This is a genomic window from Streptomyces sp. NPDC058877, assembly GCF_042742855.1.
Taxonomy (GTDB): domain Bacteria; phylum Actinomycetota; class Actinomycetes; order Streptomycetales; family Streptomycetaceae; genus Streptomyces.
Genome location: NZ_JBHYMF010000030.1, coordinates 38174 through 55364 on the forward strand (window position 1 = coordinate 38174; position 17191 = coordinate 55364).

Genomic DNA, 17191 nt, shown 5'->3' on the forward strand with positions numbered 1-17191 from the left:
ATCCGTTTGCGGACCGGGCGCCGGGCCGGCGGAGCGCCGGGAACCGCGGGAGCCGACGATCCGCCGCTCGACGCCACTGCCGGTGGAAGCTCCCACACGGCCGGCGGCGGGGACGCTGTCGGGGCGGAGACCCGGTCCACGGCCGGCCCTGCCGGTAGGGCGGGCTCCGAGCGGGCCGGTGCCGTCGGGTGGCTCCCCGGTCACAGTTCCGAGGTGACGTCGTCGGTGCGGGGTCGTTTTCCCGATGTGGATTCCTCCGAGACGACCAGCACGCCCGAGCAGACCGCCTCCATACCCTCCCCGGGGTCGCCTTCCCGGATCGCGGCCGAGGCGGTGCTCGTCGAGCACTACCCCGCGCTCGTACGCCTGGCCCACCTCATCCTGCCCCCCGCCCTCGGCCGCCACCGCAGGGTCCTCGCCGCCCACGCCCTTGTGCAGCGCAGCCTCGCGCGGAGCGGCGGCACCCGTGCCACGGCCGGTGCGGCCACCGGCGGTGAGGTCCATCGAGTCCCCGCACCCCGGGCAGCCGGGGCGTCCGGGCAGACCGCTCACGACTGGCTCCGCACCCACGTCGTCCGTGGGGCCCTGCGGCCACCGTTCACGGTGTCGGCGGGGGCGGCCCTGCCCGCGGCGCTCGGGCTGCGGGTCTTTCCCCGGGCCGGCGGCACGGACGAACTCGCCCTTGACCGGATGCTCGCAGCGGCAGCGCCCGAGACCCGCGCCGCCCTTGCCCTGACGGTGTTCGAGGGCCTTGCACCGGCATCCGTGATCGCCCTGCTCCGTGCTGCGGACGTGAACGCTCCGGAGCAGGCCCTGAACCGGGCCGAACGGTTGTGCGCGGGTCGTGACCCGGACGTGGCCGGGCTGCTGCGGGGACCGGAGTTCGACCCCTGCACGGTCCTCCTGCGGCCCACCGATCTGTTGGGCCGGCGCCGACGTTTCCGGCTCGCGGCCCTTGCCGGGGCCCTGGCCCTGTTCGCCGGGATCGTTGCCGTCGGCGCCCCGAGCAGTTCCCCCGGGACGGCCCCCGACCCGATGGCGTCCGCCGTCCCCGACCGGGTGGTTCCGGTGCGCGTCCCCGCCGAAAGGTGGGCCGACACCTCGCGGGTCGACTTCACGGCTTGGCCCGCCCGGGGAAACCGCACCGACGACCAGGACCTGCTCCGACGGGCCTGGGCCGCATGGACGGGCGGAAGCCCCCGGGGTGCGGGGGCCGAGCAGCCCTCGTTGCTGTACGCGGGTTCCGTCGACGGAGCGGAGGTCGTCCTGCTGCACACGGGGCGGACGCTCGTCCGCTACACCGAGCCGATCACCGGACGCGGCCGGCCCTCATGGGTGGAGGCACGGGCCGACGACAGCGACGTGACGACGGCGGCGGCCGTGGTCCTCGCACGGGAAGGAGGCCGGACCCGGTACCTCCTCGCGCCCTGGATCGCGGAGGCGGGGGTGCGGGACCTGCGGGACCCCGGCGCCGCCGTGCGGTCGCTCCGCGTCACCGCCGACGGGACCACCGAGCCCTTGGCGGACCCCGCACCCGCGGCCGGTCCGGGGGACTGCCGCGCGGTGCCCGTCCTCCAGTTGCGCTCCTCGACGCGGATCGTGGAGGACCACGCCTTCCTCCTCGCCGATCTGGGCGGCCTCAGTCCCGTTCACCTGACCTGGAGCCCTCTGCCCGTTCCCGGGAGCCCGGCGCGCCGACCGCACGAGGCCGCGGGACCGCTCGGACTCGCTGCCTGGTCGCGTTCGGCGTGTTCCCTTCCGCTCCTCCGGGACAGCGGCGTCCGCTCGGTCAACCGGTGGGAGTTCGCCGCACAAGACCTTCCCGGACGGGCGGGGCGAGCCCTCTGGGTCTGCTCGCGGGCCGACACCTGGGAGGGGAGGGGACGAGCCGACGTGAGCCTGGAGCTGCCCGGTCGCACCGTCCCCGTCACGACGGTGCGCAACACCGCCGCCTGCGGACGCTTCGGCCAGGACGTCCTTGCCGGAACGTTCTGGTCCGCGCCAACCGGGACCCGGTACCTCCTCGCAGCGGGCAGCCGGCGCGTCACGGAAGTCACCGTGGACGCGCCGGTGAGGGCTGACGTGCGGGGGCGGGTCCTCGCGGTACGGGCCGACGCGATGACGCCGGTCCGGCTCACCGGACGGCTTCCGGACGGTTCGCCACTGCCCGGTTGGACGGTGCGCGAGGTGGCGGGGAGCGGTTGAGCCGGCGGGGCCGGGCGACACGGTGGAGGCGCCTTGGCGAGGGGCCACGGTCCTCGTCGGCCCGATCGGACGGCCGTGCGAAGGTCCTGCTCGGGCAGGCCGCCCGACCCGGTGCGCAGGACGGTCACCGCCCGCCCTCCGCGGCGGGTCCGGCCGTGGTCGCAACGACCCGGTCCAGGTCGACGGAGAGCGACTTCAGCCATGCCTCGGCGTCGTAGTAGAGCGGCGGTGCCGGAGGGGTCGGGGGCTCCCCGCGGCCTGCTCCAGGGGGCACGGAAGCGGCCGGCGGCGGCCGGGGGGCGCCCTCCAGGAGGCCACCGGTCCGTTCGTAGCGCCCGGCCAGTACCGCGCCGTCCACGTCGAGTCCACGACGCCACGGAGAGGTCCGGGCTTCGACGGGAAGTCCTCCCGAGCACAGGCGCCGGGCCCCGCGCAGGGCGTGGTGTCCTGCGATGAGGGCCGCATGCCAGTCCACGGTGGCGGTGCCGGGGTGCTGGGGTTCCCTCTGGTACTGGGCGAAGGCCGACTCCGCCAGCGTCAGGGCACGGCGCAGCGGAACCAGGTCGTCCTCTCCCGCCGTCGCACCGTGCGCGAGGACCGAGGTGGTCGACGTGATGGTCGAGCCGATGGCGCGGAAGAGGACGGCGACGTCTCGGCGGAGCTCCCCCTGGGCGCCTCGGGGCCAGGCGAGCAGCCCGAGGACCAGGCCGATGGAGCTGCCGACGAGGACGTCCAGGAAGCGGAACTCGGCCAACTGCCAGGTGGCGGGCGCGAGCTGGGCGAAGACGACGGAGACGACCAGGGTGAACAGGCCCTGCGCCCACCCCACACCGCGCGTCGGGCCGATCCAGAACGCAGCCGACATGATCACCGGCAGCAGCACGGCGTAGGCCGTGGCGTTCTCGCCGACGAGCACCAGCATCACGGCGGCGATCAGCGCGCCCAGCAGCGTGCCGGCGAGGGCCCTGGCCACGGTCGCACCGGTCTGTGCGGCCGTGGTGCGGGTCAGGGTGAGGACGGCCAACATGGCCCAGAAACCGTGCGGCAGGGAGTCGAGCCCGGCCACGGTACGAGCGGCTGTCAGCGCCAGGCTGATGCGCACGGCGTTCTGGAAGTGCACCGAGCGGGGGCTCAGATGGGCTTTCAGCCGGTGTCCCCACAGACGTGCAGGACCCTGCCCGGCGTACCAGAAGCCGCCGTCCCGCGCCTCGGCCGGTCCGGGCTGCCGCCCCACGGAGAGGTTGACCGCGGACGCGAGGGTCACACCGGCGTGGGCGGCTTCGATGAGCGCGGCCTGGCGGCGCAGGACGACGTCGATCGTCTCGGGTGTCTCCCCGGGCATCGTCACCGTGCGCAGTCGGAGGTAGACCGCCAAGGCATCGCTCAGCCGTTCCGTGTCGGCCGGGCGGCCCGTGCGCAAGGCGGTGGACGTCCTCAGGGCCGACGCCGCCACCTCGTGCAGAAGGGCCAGGGTCCGGGGACGGGGGCCCCGCGGTCCCGGCGCCGGCACTTCTTGCAGCCGGGCCAGCAGGACACGGGCGGCCATGCCGGTGTGGGTGAGCGCGCGTTCCCGCGCTCCCGGGCCGGCCGGCCGCTCCGCATCCGGCACTCGGGAGGGGCGCAGCGCTTCACCGGCGGACCTCGCCTCGGCCTCCGTCCCGGTCGACAGCGTCCACGGCGGCCGTGCGAGCTCGGACGCGCAGCGCGCTGCGATCGCTGCCGCATCCGCGGACAGGACCCGGTAGGAGACGCCGGGCGGGTCGGGCAGCACCAGCCGCTCGGCGAGTACGAGCAGTAGGAAGCCGAGCGTCGTCCCGCCGAGCCGTTCGCCCAGCGCCTGCGGTGCGTACGGCGGGAAGCACGGCAGGATGTAGAGCAGCTGGAGGCCCGCGGACGCGCCGGCCGGCCGGGGGCCGGCCACGGCCGAGTAGGCGAGCAGGAAGCCGACCACCAGTATCCCCGTCGCCGCGGTCCAGGTGCGTACGGCGAGCAGCGTTCCTGCGGTGACGAGGAGCCAGCCGATCGGAAGGAGCCGGACGAGGACGACGGCGCGCTGTCGTCCCGTGCCCGGAATGCGGGAGAGCCCGGCCATCGCCACCGCGGCGAACAGGCCGTATGTGGCGGTGGTGGGTTCGTGCAGGCCGTAGAGGCCGATGTAGAAGGCGGTGACCGCGGCCAGTGTCACCCGAGCCGCCCGCCTACCGGTGTACGCCGATGCGGACGTGCCGTGCCTCAGTTCGCGGACGAGCCGGTGCAGCCCCCGGTCCCCGCGGGCGGTGCCACTGGTGCCCGTTCCTGAGCCCATGACCAGCCTCTTCGCCGTGCGCCCGCTTCCGAGGACAGCGGTGTCGGAGTGGACGCGGGTGTGTCAGTCGTCGTGGAGCGCGGTTCGTGGGGCCCCGACGGAGGGCCCGTGCGCGGCGTCGGCGGCGCGGACGTCCCGGAGGTCGTCCGGGATGGGGACGTCGTCGCATGCGGCCCGAACGCGCACGGAAGTGACGCCGGCGCCGGCCCTGCGGGGTTCGTCGACTCCTTGCTTCCCCTCGACCCGCAGCACATCGGCCTCGCCGCCGGTGGCCGGGGCCGTCCGAAGGAGCTCCGGCCGGACGGGCGACGGAGCGGTCGGAGGAGGAAGCCCGCTCATGTTCCCTCCAGGTCACGCGCACGGATGCGCACCGTTCTGGCGGCCTCACCGACTGCGACGGAAGAGGCGTCCTCGGCCGTCCCCCCGGTTCCATCCTCGGGGTCCGTGCACGATCTGCAACCCGTCAGAGGGCGCGGTCAGCGCAGCACGGCGGCCAGCAGGTCGCCGCCCAGCGACGCCAGATCGGCGAGATCGAGGGTGTAGCGGACGTAACGCCCCTGCCGTCGGGTCGTGAGCAGGCCTGCACGACGCAACACGGCGAGGTGGCGGGAGACCTCCGGGGGCGAGAGTTCCCAGGCGTGGGCAAGTTCACTGGTGGTGTGCGGGCCACGGGCCAGGGTACGCAGCAGGCGCAGTCGCACCGGATGCGCCAGTGCCTCCAACCGGAGCGTGACCGTCTCCAGCGGCACCGGCTCCGAGGGCTCCGCCTCGGCCACGGGGTACTGCACCACGGGCTGCCACCCGGGTGCACGGACCACCACCAGGTGCGGGCGGCCGAAGACGCTGGGAAGGAAGGTGACCCCGGTGTCGCGGGCCGACGTCGCATGGTCCTGGAGCTTGTCCACCACGATGTGGCTGCCGTCCGGTGTCAGGCTGACGGCGCCGGAGACCGATGCGAGTGCTGCCTCCGTGCCCTGGCGTTTCAGCAGGTCGTTCTTCAGCCGCAGATCGGTGGCGAGTGCCACGGCCACCTTCGTCCAGGCCGCGTCGAAGAAGGCCCCGGCGCACAGTTCGAGGGTCTGGCGCACTCGGGCGCGCATGACTGCGGGCTCCGCGAGCAGCCGTTCCGCGAAGGCCTCCTGGCGGGCGCCGCGGGCCTGGGCCAGGTCCAGGGCACGCTCGCGTGCCGCTGCGTCGGCGAGCGGGGACGGCGAGCCGAAGCGCACCCGATTGCTGCCGCACGTGGTGATGAGCGCGGAGGTCACGTAGGCGTCGTCACCCATCCGGTCCACGTCGTCCAACTCCTCGGCGAGCGTCTGCCGGGGATGCGCGGGGACCAGGAAGTCGGCTCGTGAAGAACGCCAGAGGAACTCGGCCTCCCACAACCGCTCGGCCAGCTCGGGCGGCAGACCGGCCCAGACGTCCCCGGCCCAGTCCGCGAGCTGTGGGTGGTGCCCGGGTTCGGCCAGTACGTGCAGCATCGCGGTCAGCTCGGCCAGTGGGGAGGCGGCGAACCTCAACCCCGCGGACGGCAGGCCAGTGATGTCGATCTTCAACGTCATCCGTTCATCATCGCTGGTCGAGCGGCCGGGACCGCGTCGATTGACGGTGTTGGTCAACCGACGAGGTCGGCCCGGCGGCCGAACGCACCGTTGACGCCATGGCAATCACTACCAAGATCCAGCCGCGTGCCCTCGTCCGCGCCTCCGGAGGCCCCCGCTATGCCCTCGCCCTGGCGGTGGACGCGCTCGGCACCGGTCTGCTCCGCCCCTTCCTGCTGCTCTACGGAGTGATGGTGGTGAAGCTGTCCGCTCCGGCCACCGGCATCGGCATGACGCTCGGCATCGTCATGGGCCTGGTGTGCATGCCCGCCGTGGGCCGATGGCTGGACCGGGGGGCACGCAGCACGGTCGTGGCGGCGTCGATGCTGGTGCGGGTGCTCGGAGTGGTGCTCTTGCTGGCGACTCCGACCGGGAACGTCTGGCTGTTCGCGACGGCGGCCCTCTTCCTCGGCATCGGCAACCAGGCGTGGCCGGCAGCCCATGCGGCCCTGGTGGCCACCGTCGCCCAGGGGCGTGAACGCGACGCCGCCCTCGCGGCGGGCCGTGCCCTGCGCAACGCCGGTCTGGGTACGGGCGCCCTTCTCGCCACCGTGTGTCTGACGGGCGGGACCACCGCACTGCAGATGCTGGCGGCTGCCACCGGAGTCGCCTACCTCGCGGCGGCGGCCTTGGCCTGGTCGGTCCGAATCCATGCGGGACCGGCCGTTGCCGCGGCCGAGGACGGGGCCGAGGGGCCCGCACCGCGGATGGGCGCGCTACTGGCCGCCAATGTGGTCTACGTCTTCTGCCTGAACGTCCCCGAAATCGCGCTTCCCCTGATCCTGGTGACGCAGCTGCACGCATCCCCGGTGTGGTCGGCGGCCATTTTCGTGGCGAACACGGTGCTGGTGGTCACCTTGCAGGTTCCGGTCACCGTCCTGCTGTCCCGCTTCTCCCGGCGTACTGCGCTGGCGCTCGCGGGGGTGGTGCTCGCCGCGTCCTATCTCGGTTTCCTCGCGGCGACCTCCTTCGGGCACGGATGGGGTGCCCCGGCCGTCGTCGCCGTTTCCGTGGTGTGCACCCTCGGCGAGATCGTCTATGCCGGCAGTGCCACCGCGTTGGTCACGGCCCTCGCGCCGACCCGGGTCCTGGGGCGATCCCTCGCCCGCTTCCAGCTCTCCACGGGTTTCGGCCTGGCCGTCTCCCCGGCGGTCATCACCGCTCTCGCGGCCCGCGGCCCGGCCGCCCTGTGGGGGAGCCTCGCCGCTGCGACGCTCCTCTCCGCCTCCGCCGTCGCCATCGAGAAGGGACCGCGGAACGCGGTTCGGCGGTTGGTGCCGCCGGCCGCGAGGGCACCGCGAACGCGCCGGTCGCCGGTGCACTGACCCGAGGTCGGGGCAGTGCACCGTGCTCGGGGCGCGGGCGACGGGTGCCGCAGGGCGTCTGGCGGAGTGATGAGACCTGCCGTCCGCGGTGGTGCGGTGCGGGACGGATCAGACGGGTTCGGCGCGCAGGAGGGCGGTGGCGTCCAGGATGCGGTCGAGGTCGTGGTCGGTGAGGGCGGAGTGGAGGCAGATGCGCAGGGGGAGGTGGCCGGGGCGGGGGACGGGCAGGACGAAGGCGCTGGTGCGGATGGCGGCGGTGTCCAGGGCGGCGACCGAGCGGGCGAGGCGGGGCAGGGTGGTGTGGACGAGGGAGGCGATGTGGGCGCCGTCGCCGACGTCCCATCCCTGCCGGTCCAGCCCCGTGCGGAGGGTGCGGGTGTGGTCGGCGAGCCGCGCCCTTGCGCGGTCGGCGCGTTCGATCAGCGTGAGGGTGGCGTCGATGCCGGCGATGTCGCGTGGCAGGAGGGTGGAGGCGAAGCAGGCGGAGCGGGCCCGGTAGCGGATCTGCTCGGCAGCGGTGTGGGTGGTGGCGATGATGCCGGCGCGGCCGGTGAACGCCTTGGCCAGGGAGGCGGTGCGGTGCGTGATCCGGCCTCCGATCCCGGCCTCGGCAGCGAGTCCACGGCCGGCCGGACCGAGCGCGCCGAGGGAGTGGGACTCGTCCAGGACGAGGTCCGCGCCGTGGCGGCCGGCCACTTCCACCAGGGCCGCCAGCGGGGGAAGGTCGCCCCGGATGTTGTAGACGGCGTTGAGGACCACCAGGCCGGGGCCGTGACGGTGCAGCAGTTCGTCCAGATGGGCGGGGTCGTTGTGCCGGACGTCGTGGATCTCGGCGCGGGCGGCGAGTGCGCCGTCGGTCAGGGAGCTGTGGGCGGTCTCGTCCCGGAAGACCCTGGTGTCCTGCGCGAGAACCTGCAGGAGGCCGAAGTTCGCGGTCCACCCGGACTGGGTCAGCACGACGGCCTCGACGCCGAGCCAGGCGGCGATCCGTTCCTCCAGACGGCGCTGCGGGTCGTCGGAGAACAGGTGCGGGGCCGCCATCCGGTTGCCGTTCCCGTACAGCTCGTCGGCCTCGTGCTGTGCGGTGGTGATGGCCGGGTGTCCGCCGAGGGCGAGGTAGTCGTTGGAGACCACCTCCACGAGCTTGCCCTCGTCCTCCGGTTGCACACGGTTCCGGTAGAGGACGTCGAGGATCTCGTCGTCCACGTATTGCTGATGATCGTTCGTCACGGGCGAAGATCTACTACGTTCCTCGGCCGCGCTGCCGACGCGCTCACTCCCGAGGATGAATCAGTTGAACATTTCACCTTTCTGGCTGATGGGGACGACGTCCCCGCTGACCGGGTGGAGAGCGGTGTGGACCTCCGCTGCTGGTGGTACCGGTCCGCGGACGGCGTTCTGCGTCACCGCACGGGCAGTCGTCCGCGCAGGGGCCCGTCCTTCCACAGGACCGTTCCACACGCCTTCGAGGTGGGCGAGCGGGCCTTCGCGACGAAAGGGTGACCCGGCCGGGGGATCTCGCGGGCCGGGACGGGTCCGGTGCCGCCCGGCGGTCGTACGGTCGAACCCATCACCGAGGAGGAGGTCCGATGCGGAGGGTGACCTATTCGATGAGCATCTCGCTGGACGGCTACATCGTCGGGCCGGACGGCGGCTTCGACTGGACGGCGCCCAGCGAGGAGCTCTTCCGCTTCGCCACCGACGAGGTGCGCGAGGCAGGTGTCCACCTGTTGGGGCGACGGCTGTACGAGACGATGCTGTACTGGGAGACCGTCGACCAGAATCCAGCGCTCGACTTCTCCACGCTGGAGTTCGCCGAGATCTGGAAGCAGCTGCCCAAGGTGGTGTTCTCCACCACGCTCTCGACCGTGCGGGGCAACGCCCGCTTGGCCTCCGGCCGTCTGGCGGAGGAGATCGAACGATTGCGAGCCGAACCCGGGGACGGCAACATCGCGATCGGCGGTGCGACTCTCGCCGCCGGGGCAGCCGCGTTGGGGCTGATCGACGAGTACCGGGTCAGGGTCTGTCCGGTACTGGTCGGCGGCGGCGTTCCGTTCTTTCCCCGGCACGAGCGCCGGGTGGATCTCGAACTCGTCGAGACCCGCACCTTTGCTTCGCACGTCGTCTACCTCCGCTACCGCGTGGTGCGTCAGCCGGCTGGTCCGCCGAGCCCTCGGTGAACGCGCCGCCGTCGAACCCAAGCAATGCCGGAGCACGTCGAAGCGCCTCGGTCGGGGTCTGACCGCGGCGCGCGACAAAGGGACAACGGGGTGCTCCTGAACGGCTGACGGTCCTGCTGCGGTGCCGAGATCGCCGCGGCGGGCTCATCGTGCCCGCGCAGCATCCCCATCGTGGTCGCCGGGAGAGGTGTCGCCCCTCCCTCCCGGGTGGGCCACCGGGGTGCGGTGTTTCGCGACCACCCCTGAGGAACGTCGAGCGCAAGAGGGAGTCGTCTTGCCAAGCAGCCCCCGGGGGCTGCTCCCCGCCCAAGCAGCCCCCGGGGCTGCTCCTCCGCCGGAGACCCCGAAGAGCTCCTCGCAGCCCGTGGACCCGTTCACCGTCACGGGTGGAGGCTCGTGCAAGTGCCGATCGTCACGGGAGGGACGGAACCGCTGGGACTCGACGACCTTGCCGTGCAGGACGTCACGCGTGATGCCGTCGGGGCGGTAACCGAGTTCCAGCGACACGGAAACCGAGGAGAGGCCGTCGATGAAGGACATGGAGGAGGGCGTCAGGGGGAGGGTCCTCATTCGGTGACGCGGACCGCGAGCGCCGGACGGATGGCTGCCGCACGCCGTGCCGGTCCGATCGTCGCCAGGAGGGAAGCGACGAAGGTGGCTGCGGCGAGGCCGAAGATGCCGGCCCATTCGATGGGGAAGCCCCCTTCGAGGCCCTGGAACGCAGCACTGTTGCTGTACATCAGCCAGGTGGTGAGGACGCCCAGCAACGAGCCCAGCACGATTCCCTCCAGGGCGACGAAGGAGCTTTCCAAGAGGAAGGAGCGCTGGACCGTACGGGCCCGGAAGCCGAGTGCCCGCAGGATGCCGATGGTGCGGCGGCGTTCGCGCACGGCCCGCACCATGACGACGCCGAGGCCGGTGATGCCCACGCCGAGGCCCAGGGCGAGGAAGCCCTGCATGAGGCGGAAGAAGGCGGTGCTGGAGTCGAACTGGCGGCGGATGTCCGACTCGATGGGTGTGGCGACGAGACTGGAAGAGAGCTGCTCGCCCTGCAGTTGGGTCGCCACGACGTCGGCGGAGGCGCCGGGACCGGTTCGCACCAGCGCCGATGCGTTCCGTGCCTGGGCGCCGAAGAGTTCGCGGGTGGCCCTTTCGCTCGCCACGACGGGGTACGTGGTCGAACTGGCACCGGTGCCCGGGTAGAAGACCAGCCCGTTGCTGAGCACTCCGGCGATGATCCGCTGTTCACCACGGCCCGTCCGGGGATCCGTCAAGGTGAGGGTGTCACCGGGGTCGTAGTAGTCGCCCGCCGGGCCGCCGGTGCTGCCGAAGAAGCCGTCGATGACGACGTAGCGGGGATCGGAGGCGAGTGCGTGCCACACCGCGGCGTCGTCCTCGAGGCCGGGCAGGCGCTCGCGGAAGGTGATGCCGGTGATCGCACCGTCGGGCACCCCGACGGCGGCGATGTCGAGGAGCCCGTCACCGCGGTGCCCGGGGTCGGTGGCCTTGCCCGTGGCGTTGAGCAGCGGCGTCACGGCCGTGATCTCCGCGGCGGAGGGACCGGTTCGCACTTCGGTGACGAGCCGGTCTCCTGCGACCTCCGGGTTGTAGTCCAGGCGCAGGGTGTAACCGGCCGTGGCATCCGCGACGACTCCGTCCACACCGGCACGGAGGATGCCCGAGATCTCCGTCAGGAGCACGAGGACGAACACGATCAGCGTGTACATCACCAGCGTCGCACCGGTCCGGAAACGCTTGGCCAGGGGATAGGCGACCGCGAGCCGCGCCGCCAGGCCGCCTTCGGTGGGCCGCTCGAGGAGCCGTCGCAGGGGGCGGAGCAGCGTCTTCTGGTTGTCGCTGACCAGCACCACTGCGGAGAAGGCGGCCAAGGTGCCCTGGATGACGTAGACGGACATCGAAGGCGTGTCGAATATCCGGGGGCGGATGACGGGTGCCAGCAGCGTCCAGGCGAGTACGCCCCCCGCAACCAGGGTGGTGACCGTGTGCCGGGGCAGGACGCGCAGCAGTGCGGGAGCGGCGAGGGCGAGCGCGACGGCGGGCAGCAGGTAGGTCGCTTCGGGCTGGCTGCGGGCCAGGGCCGGTACGGCAGCGAGGACGCAGAGGACGGCAAGGGCGGTGGAGACCACCAGCAGACGACGACTCGCCCTTTGCCCGGACCGCGCCGGGAGGTCGCGTATGGCGGAGATGATGTTGAACCGGCTGATGCGCACACTGGTGGCCAGGATCGCGACGAAGGCGATGAGCAGGCCCAGGGCCAGTCCGTTGAGCACGCTGGTCGGGGTGATGGCGAACGCGATCCGGATGCTGCTCCCGCCGACCGACCAGCCTTGGAATATCTGCGCCGCGACCACGGCGACACCCCAGCCGACGGCGACCCCGATGGCCACGCCCGGCAGCACCGACAACAATGCGTAGGCGGCTCCTTCGAGGGTGAAGGAGCCGATGAGCCGCGAACGCTTCATCCCCACTGCCCGCACCATGCCCATTTGGGACTTCCGCTCCTCGCCGAGCATGACGAAGATGTTCACCAGCAACAGTGCGCCCGCGATGATGCTGAAACTGCCGATCATGAGGAACAGGGCACCGAGCGAGGCACCGGCCTGTTCCGCGTCCCGCAGCACCGTGTGCTTCGGCGTTTCGATCGAGGTCTGGCCGGCGAGCGGTCCCAGGGCCTCCCGCATCTCGGCGGTCACCCGGTCGGTCAGTCGCTCGCCGCTTTCGACGCCGCCGGCATTGGACACGAAGGTGACGGAGCGCGGCTCCGTTCCCGCGGCCCGGGCGGCGGAATCGAGGTCCCCCGGTGCCAGGAAGGCGTCCCGGTTCAACCTGCCGCCCAGGCCGACACCGGCAAGGCCCTGCTCCGGCACCACCCGCTCGACCCGGTACGTCCGGGGGGTTCCGAACAGGAACAACGTGACCGGTTTCCCGGCTTCCACTCCAAGGGAACGGGCCAGCGGCTCGTTGATCACGACCTGGCCGGGCATCGGGTTCGGTCCGTCGAGACCGGAGTCCCCGCCCGGCGCACCGAAGCGCGAGGCCTCGTCGAAGTCCATCTGCCAGGCCAGGACGCGCGGCTCTGCGGTCGTGCGGTCGCCGGCGGTGCTGACGGCCGATGCTTGGGTGACCCCGGCGTTCAGCACTCCGTCGACGTCGGGGTTGCCGGCCAGGGTGGCCAGCCGTTCGGTGACGGCACGCCCGGCCGGCCCGGGGGGCGCGACGACGCGTTCGTCCACCGGCCCCAGGGTTCGGTACGCCTCCTGTCGTACGGAGAAGTCCAAGGTGTCCCCGACGACCAGGGCCCCGATGACGATGGCCGTGCCGAGCATCGACCCCCCGATCACCAGCGCCGCCTCGGTGCGCCGGCGCGCCACCTGCCGGAAGGCCAGTCGCCGTGAGACCGGTTGCCGGATCGCCACCAGGAGCAGCGCCGCAAGGGCGAGCGCGAGGGCGATGAGCAGCGGAGCGAGGAGGTTCGGGTACATGGTCAGCCCGGAGGGGGGTCGGGGGTCACGGCCGAGGGGGTGACGGCCTGCTCCACGTCGTCGACCAGACGCCCGTCCCGCATGCGGATCAGACGGGTGACGCGGGCACCGATGCTGCCGTCATGGGTGACCAGGACGATCGTCTGGCCCCCTTCTCGGTTGAGCTCGCACAGCAGGTCCATGACCTGGCCGGCCATGGTGCTGTCGAGGTTGCCCGTCGGCTCGTCCGCCCACACGATTGCGGGGCGGCCGGCGAGGGCCCGGGCAATGGTCACCCGCTGCTGTTCACCGCCGGACATTTCGCTCGGCCGGTGCTCGACCCGGTGACCGAGCCCCACCCGGTCGAGCATGTCCAGCGCCCTGCGACGGGCTTCGCGGGGCCGGGTGCCCACGAGCAGCAGGGGCAGTTCGACGTTCTCCACGGCGGAGAACACCGGTATGAGGTTGAACGCCTGGAAGACGAAGCCCATGGTGTGGGCCCGGTGCTCCGTGCGCGCTGCGTCCGACATCGCGAACAGGTCGTGACCGTCGACCTCCACCCGACCGCCGTCGATGTCGTCCAAGCCCGACAGGCAGTTCAACAGGGTGGTCTTTCCGGAACCGGACGGTCCCATGACTCCCACCATCTCCCCGTGGTGGACGAGGAGATCCAGGTCGCGCAAGGCGGTGACCTCGACGGATCCTGTTCGGTAGATCTTGCTCACCCGAGTGGCGACGAGGAGTGCCCGGTCGGTGTTCACGTTTTCCATACCACCCTCCGGAGGAACGGGAGGCTACGGCCACCCAGGCCCGGGGGAGGGGCCAAAGGGCCCAATGGCGGATTCCACCGTAGGGGACCCCGTCGTTCTTCAGACGCCGTCGTCAGAACGCTGCGACGGCCCGGAGGCGGCGCGCAACCATGGCCCCGGACCGATCGGGGTGGGGGTGGAGGCGCCCGTGGCCACCGGTGGAACGGGGGCGGACGTGTGCCCGGAGGGGGCGGCACCGGGACCCGCTGGGCGGGTTCACCGCACGGCCCGGGCATCGGGGGGCGTTCGCTCCGCCGCATCGTCGAGGCGGCGGCTCTTCTCGTGGACGCCGATTACGGTGCCCTGGGGATCATCGGGTCTGACGGCCGTACCCTGTGGTCGTGGGCGAGGCGGCCACGGCGGCCCAGGCCATGGTCAGGATTCCCGCCCTCCGTCCACGGGTCGTCATCCTGGACGTCCGGCTCCCGGACGGCGACGGAGTGACGGTGTGCCGCGAGCCGCGCTCGTACATGCCCGACCTGGCCTGTCTGATGCTCACCTCGTTCGACGACGAGGAGGCCCTGCTGGACGCGGTCATGGCGGGTGCGGCCGGCTACGTGTTGAAGCAGATCACCGGTACCGACCTGGTCACTGCCGTGCGTACGGTGGCTGCCGGTCAATCGATGCTGGATCCGGGTGCCACCGCGCGACTGATGGCACGTGTGCGCGGGGAGGTGCCCGAACGCCGCGCGGAGCCGGATCTCCCCGGCTTCACCGACCGTGAGAAGGAGATCCTCCTGTTGGTGAGCGAAGGGCTGACCAACAGGGAGATCGGGGGGCGGCTGCACCTCGCGGAGAAGACCGTGAAGAACGTCATCTCGCGCTTGTTCTTGAAGCTCGGTGTGGAGCGGAGGGTGCAGGCGGCAGTGATCGCCAGCCATGTGCTGAGGCCTCCCGGCCACACGCCCCTGCCGTCGGACGGCTGAGGGCAGGGCCCCTCATCCCGTCGCCCGCGTCGTGGGGTGTCCCGGGCCGTTGTTGCACAGCCCCGCCGCCATGCTGCGGGGCACCTTGGGGAAGACCCCGTCCAGCTTCAGCGCACGGAAGAGCCGCGCGCTGCGCGCAGTGGCGCAACTGATCCACAGACGGCGCCCCCTGGAATGCAGTGACATGTCCGCCTCGATGAGTGGTGCCACTCCCGAGCTGTCCATGAAGTCGATCTCGCAGAGGTTGGCGACGACATCGCGACCTGCGGCGTTTTCCACGGCCTTGCTCAAGGCGCGCCGCAGCAGCGGGGCGCTCAGGATGTCGGCCTCGCCGTGGAAGGACACCACGTAGTGATGGGGGTGGGGGAAGCTGAGCGTGTAAAGGTGCACCACAACTCCGGATGGAAAGTCTCCTGAGTCCGCCGGGGTCTGGGGCGGCACCTTGTCAGACCTCCTGAGGAGGGGGCCTGACAAGGATGCTAGTGCCGTGTCACGGCGCCACGCCGAGTTCAGGTTTAAATGTGATCGTACGATTCATATCGGCCGGTCCTGGGCTTCGGACACTTCACGGCTGGAGATCGGGGACCACCTTGTCGGGTTCGGTGATCACCTCCAACGCGATGTCGACCAGCTTCCGGTTGCTGCCCCGCGCCAGCGTGCGAAGTGCTGCGAACGCCTCGTCGAGACTGGTGTCGAGCCGATGGGCGAGGAACCCCTTGGCCTGCTCGATGACCACTCGGCTGTTGAGCGCGTACTGCAACTGGTCGGCCAGGATCTCCTGCTGTCTCGTGGCCCGCTCCTGGAGGATGCCTATGGTGGCGATGTCGGAGAGGGCCTGGCCGAGTGCGGCGCGCCGGTCGTCGAGCGGACCGGAGTCGTGCAGGAAGAGGTTCAGCGCGCCGATCACCTTGCCCTTGTGGCGCATCGGGAGCGCGCACACGCCGCGGAACCCTTCTTGACGGGCCGCCTTGGCGAAGCGCGGCCAGGGGAGGTCCTCCACTTCCTTGTCCGGGTCGGGATCCGAGTAGTCGACCCGACGTCCTTCGGTGTAGCAGGCGACGCAGGGCCCTTGGAATCCTTGCAGTTGGAGGAGCTCCAGCAGGCGCGTCTTCTCGCTCGACGCGGCGATCAAGTGGAGCTCGCCTTGCGGATTGGTCAGCAGGATGCCGGCTCCGTCCACGTTGAGGAGCGACACGCAGTGCTCGGCGAGGCGGTTGAGGAAATCGATGATGTCGAAGTCCTCGACCAGGGTGTCCGCCAGTTCCACGAAGGCAGAGGCCAGGGCCTCTTCCCTGTCCATCACGGTGCTCCCCTCACTGCCCGTCCGCCTCGTCGTCGGACCGCTCGGCAGGCCGCCCCGGTGGACGGTCCTGGACCGGCGAGAAGACCAGTTGGCCCGTCATCATCAGCTTGGCGGCCTCCGACAGCGACATCCCGGCGCTGAAGGCGTGGGCGCGCATCCGGACGAAGGCCTCCTCGATGCCGACTCGCATCTGGGAAGCGGCCATGCCGGTGGCCTGGTACACCTGCAGGCTTTCCGTGCCCAGGCCCAGGGTTCCGGGTGCGGACGGTGGATTCTCCTGGGACAGCGAGAGCAGTTGCTCCAGGGCGATGGTGCAGAGCAGCAGTGCGTCGCGGACCTGTTCGGGCATCAGGTGTCCGGGTTCGAGGCGGTAGAGGGAGAGAGTTCCCAAGCGAATGGCGCCGACCTGCAGGGGGAACACGAAGGCTCCGTGGACGCCTTCCCCGTGAGCCTGTGGGGTGAAGCCCGGCCACCGCTCAAGGAAGCGGGCCTCCGCGAGGTCACCCGCGGTGACCGGTTCCCTCGTGTCCCAGGCGTCCACGCTCGGGCCTTCCCCGAGCGTGATCTGCAGGTCCTCCATCGCCCCGGCCACGCCGCCGGTGCTGTGGAGGGAGCCGCGTTGCTGCCCCCGGCCGATGAGGATCGCCGCCGACTCGACCGCGCAGTTCTCGACCACGAGTTGGCACATGGTGGCGAGGTTCGGCCCGTCCGGGGCGGCGCGCTCCACGAGGACGCGGTGGAGTTCCTCCGCGCGAGCCCTCATGGTTGCACCGCCTTCGACGTGCGAGTCGTGTGCATCATGATCGGCCGGCTCCTGCCGCCGGTTCTGATCGGCTGGGACGGACGTGGGATTGGCCCCTGACGCCATGTGACTGATGCGTGGATTCATTGATGTGCAACCTCCGGGCTCCACCGTCTCCTTGCCGTGGTGCGGGGAGCGAGGGGCCCGACGTCCCGTGATCGGGACCGGTGGTCCCGACCGGTTCGGCCCGAACGGTTCGAACGCCGCCTCGCGGAAGGGCGGGTGCAGCGGTGTGCGGAGCGACGGAAGGGGG

At 71.5% G+C, this 17191-nt stretch carries 12 protein-coding genes and 1 pseudogene; 4 read left to right on the forward strand and 9 right to left on the reverse strand.

Annotation, left to right across the window (positions count from 1 at the left end; genetic code table 11):
* The first annotated feature begins 213 nt into the window (after nucleotides 1-213).
* Nucleotides 214-2205: a hypothetical protein gene (locus ACFW2Y_RS10160; protein WP_384876130.1), complete on the forward strand. Its 1992-nt coding sequence runs from the start codon at nucleotides 214-216 to the stop codon at nucleotides 2203-2205.
* 124 nt (nucleotides 2206-2329) lie between these two features.
* Here the strand turns inward: ACFW2Y_RS10160 and ACFW2Y_RS10165 are convergent, their stop codons facing one another.
* The 3 genes from ACFW2Y_RS10165 to ACFW2Y_RS10175 form a co-directional block, all read right to left on the reverse strand.
* A complete protein-coding gene (locus ACFW2Y_RS10165) occupies nucleotides 2330-4510 on the reverse strand; it encodes an FUSC family protein (RefSeq protein WP_384876131.1) in 2181 nt (726 codons plus the stop codon).
* Between the two features lie 63 nt (nucleotides 4511-4573).
* Entirely contained in the window at nucleotides 4574-4849 is a 276-nt protein-coding gene (locus tag ACFW2Y_RS10170) for a hypothetical protein (protein WP_384876133.1), read from the reverse strand.
* A gap of 137 nt (nucleotides 4850-4986) precedes the next feature.
* Nucleotides 4987-6072, reverse strand: coding sequence for a DUF5937 family protein (locus tag ACFW2Y_RS10175; RefSeq protein ID WP_384876135.1), 1086 nt, complete (start codon nucleotides 6070-6072; stop codon nucleotides 4987-4989).
* A 98-nt stretch (nucleotides 6073-6170) separates the two neighbouring features.
* Between ACFW2Y_RS10175 and ACFW2Y_RS10180 the strand changes: the two genes are divergently transcribed.
* Nucleotides 6171-7436 (forward strand): MFS transporter, encoded by a 1266-nt coding sequence (locus tag ACFW2Y_RS10180; protein ID WP_384876137.1) that lies wholly within the window; start codon nucleotides 6171-6173, stop codon nucleotides 7434-7436.
* Nucleotides 7437-7544: 108 nt separating this feature from the next.
* Here ACFW2Y_RS10180 and ACFW2Y_RS10185 read toward each other — a convergent pair whose 3' ends face one another.
* Nucleotides 7545-8666 carry an aminotransferase class I/II-fold pyridoxal phosphate-dependent enzyme gene (locus ACFW2Y_RS10185; RefSeq protein ID WP_384876139.1) on the reverse strand — a complete coding sequence of 374 codons (1122 nt, stop codon included), beginning with the start codon at nucleotides 8664-8666 and terminating at the stop codon, nucleotides 7545-7547.
* Between the two features lie 359 nt (nucleotides 8667-9025).
* Between ACFW2Y_RS10185 and ACFW2Y_RS10190 the strand changes: the two genes are divergently transcribed.
* The gene (locus tag ACFW2Y_RS10190) at nucleotides 9026-9616 is read left to right on the forward strand and encodes a dihydrofolate reductase family protein (protein WP_384876141.1); all 591 of its coding nucleotides are present in this window, start codon (nucleotides 9026-9028) and stop codon (nucleotides 9614-9616) included.
* A 566-nt stretch (nucleotides 9617-10182) separates the two neighbouring features.
* On the opposite strand, the gene ACFW2Y_RS10195 is transcribed toward ACFW2Y_RS10190, so the two are convergent.
* Complete coding sequence (locus ACFW2Y_RS10195) at nucleotides 10183-13119, reverse strand: ABC transporter permease (RefSeq protein WP_384876143.1); 2937 nt, start codon at nucleotides 13117-13119, stop codon at nucleotides 10183-10185.
* Nucleotides 13120-13121: 2 nt separating this feature from the next.
* Nucleotides 13122-13868 (reverse strand): ABC transporter ATP-binding protein, encoded by a 747-nt coding sequence (locus tag ACFW2Y_RS10200; RefSeq protein ID WP_384876145.1) that lies wholly within the window; start codon nucleotides 13866-13868, stop codon nucleotides 13122-13124.
* A 365-nt stretch (nucleotides 13869-14233) separates the two neighbouring features.
* Here ACFW2Y_RS10200 and ACFW2Y_RS10205 point away from each other — a divergent pair.
* Nucleotides 14234-14833 (forward strand): annotated as a pseudogene (locus tag ACFW2Y_RS10205) (response regulator); the annotation flags it as partial.
* A gap of 12 nt (nucleotides 14834-14845) precedes the next feature.
* On the opposite strand, the gene ACFW2Y_RS10210 reads toward ACFW2Y_RS10205, so the two are convergent.
* The 3 genes from ACFW2Y_RS10210 to ACFW2Y_RS10220 all read right to left on the reverse strand — a co-directional run bounded on the left by ACFW2Y_RS10210 (nucleotide 14846) and on the right by ACFW2Y_RS10220 (nucleotide 16899).
* Nucleotides 14846-15223 (reverse strand): STAS domain-containing protein, encoded by a 378-nt coding sequence (locus tag ACFW2Y_RS10210; RefSeq protein ID WP_384876147.1) that lies wholly within the window; start codon nucleotides 15221-15223, stop codon nucleotides 14846-14848.
* Between the two features lie 175 nt (nucleotides 15224-15398).
* Nucleotides 15399-16133 carry a GAF and ANTAR domain-containing protein gene (locus ACFW2Y_RS10215; RefSeq protein WP_384876149.1) on the reverse strand — a complete coding sequence of 245 codons (735 nt, stop codon included), beginning with the start codon at nucleotides 16131-16133 and terminating at the stop codon, nucleotides 15399-15401.
* A gap of 13 nt (nucleotides 16134-16146) precedes the next feature.
* Entirely contained in the window at nucleotides 16147-16899 is a 753-nt protein-coding gene (locus tag ACFW2Y_RS10220) for a GAF domain-containing protein (RefSeq protein ID WP_384876151.1), read from the reverse strand.
* Nucleotides 16900-17191: the final 292 nt, after the last annotated feature.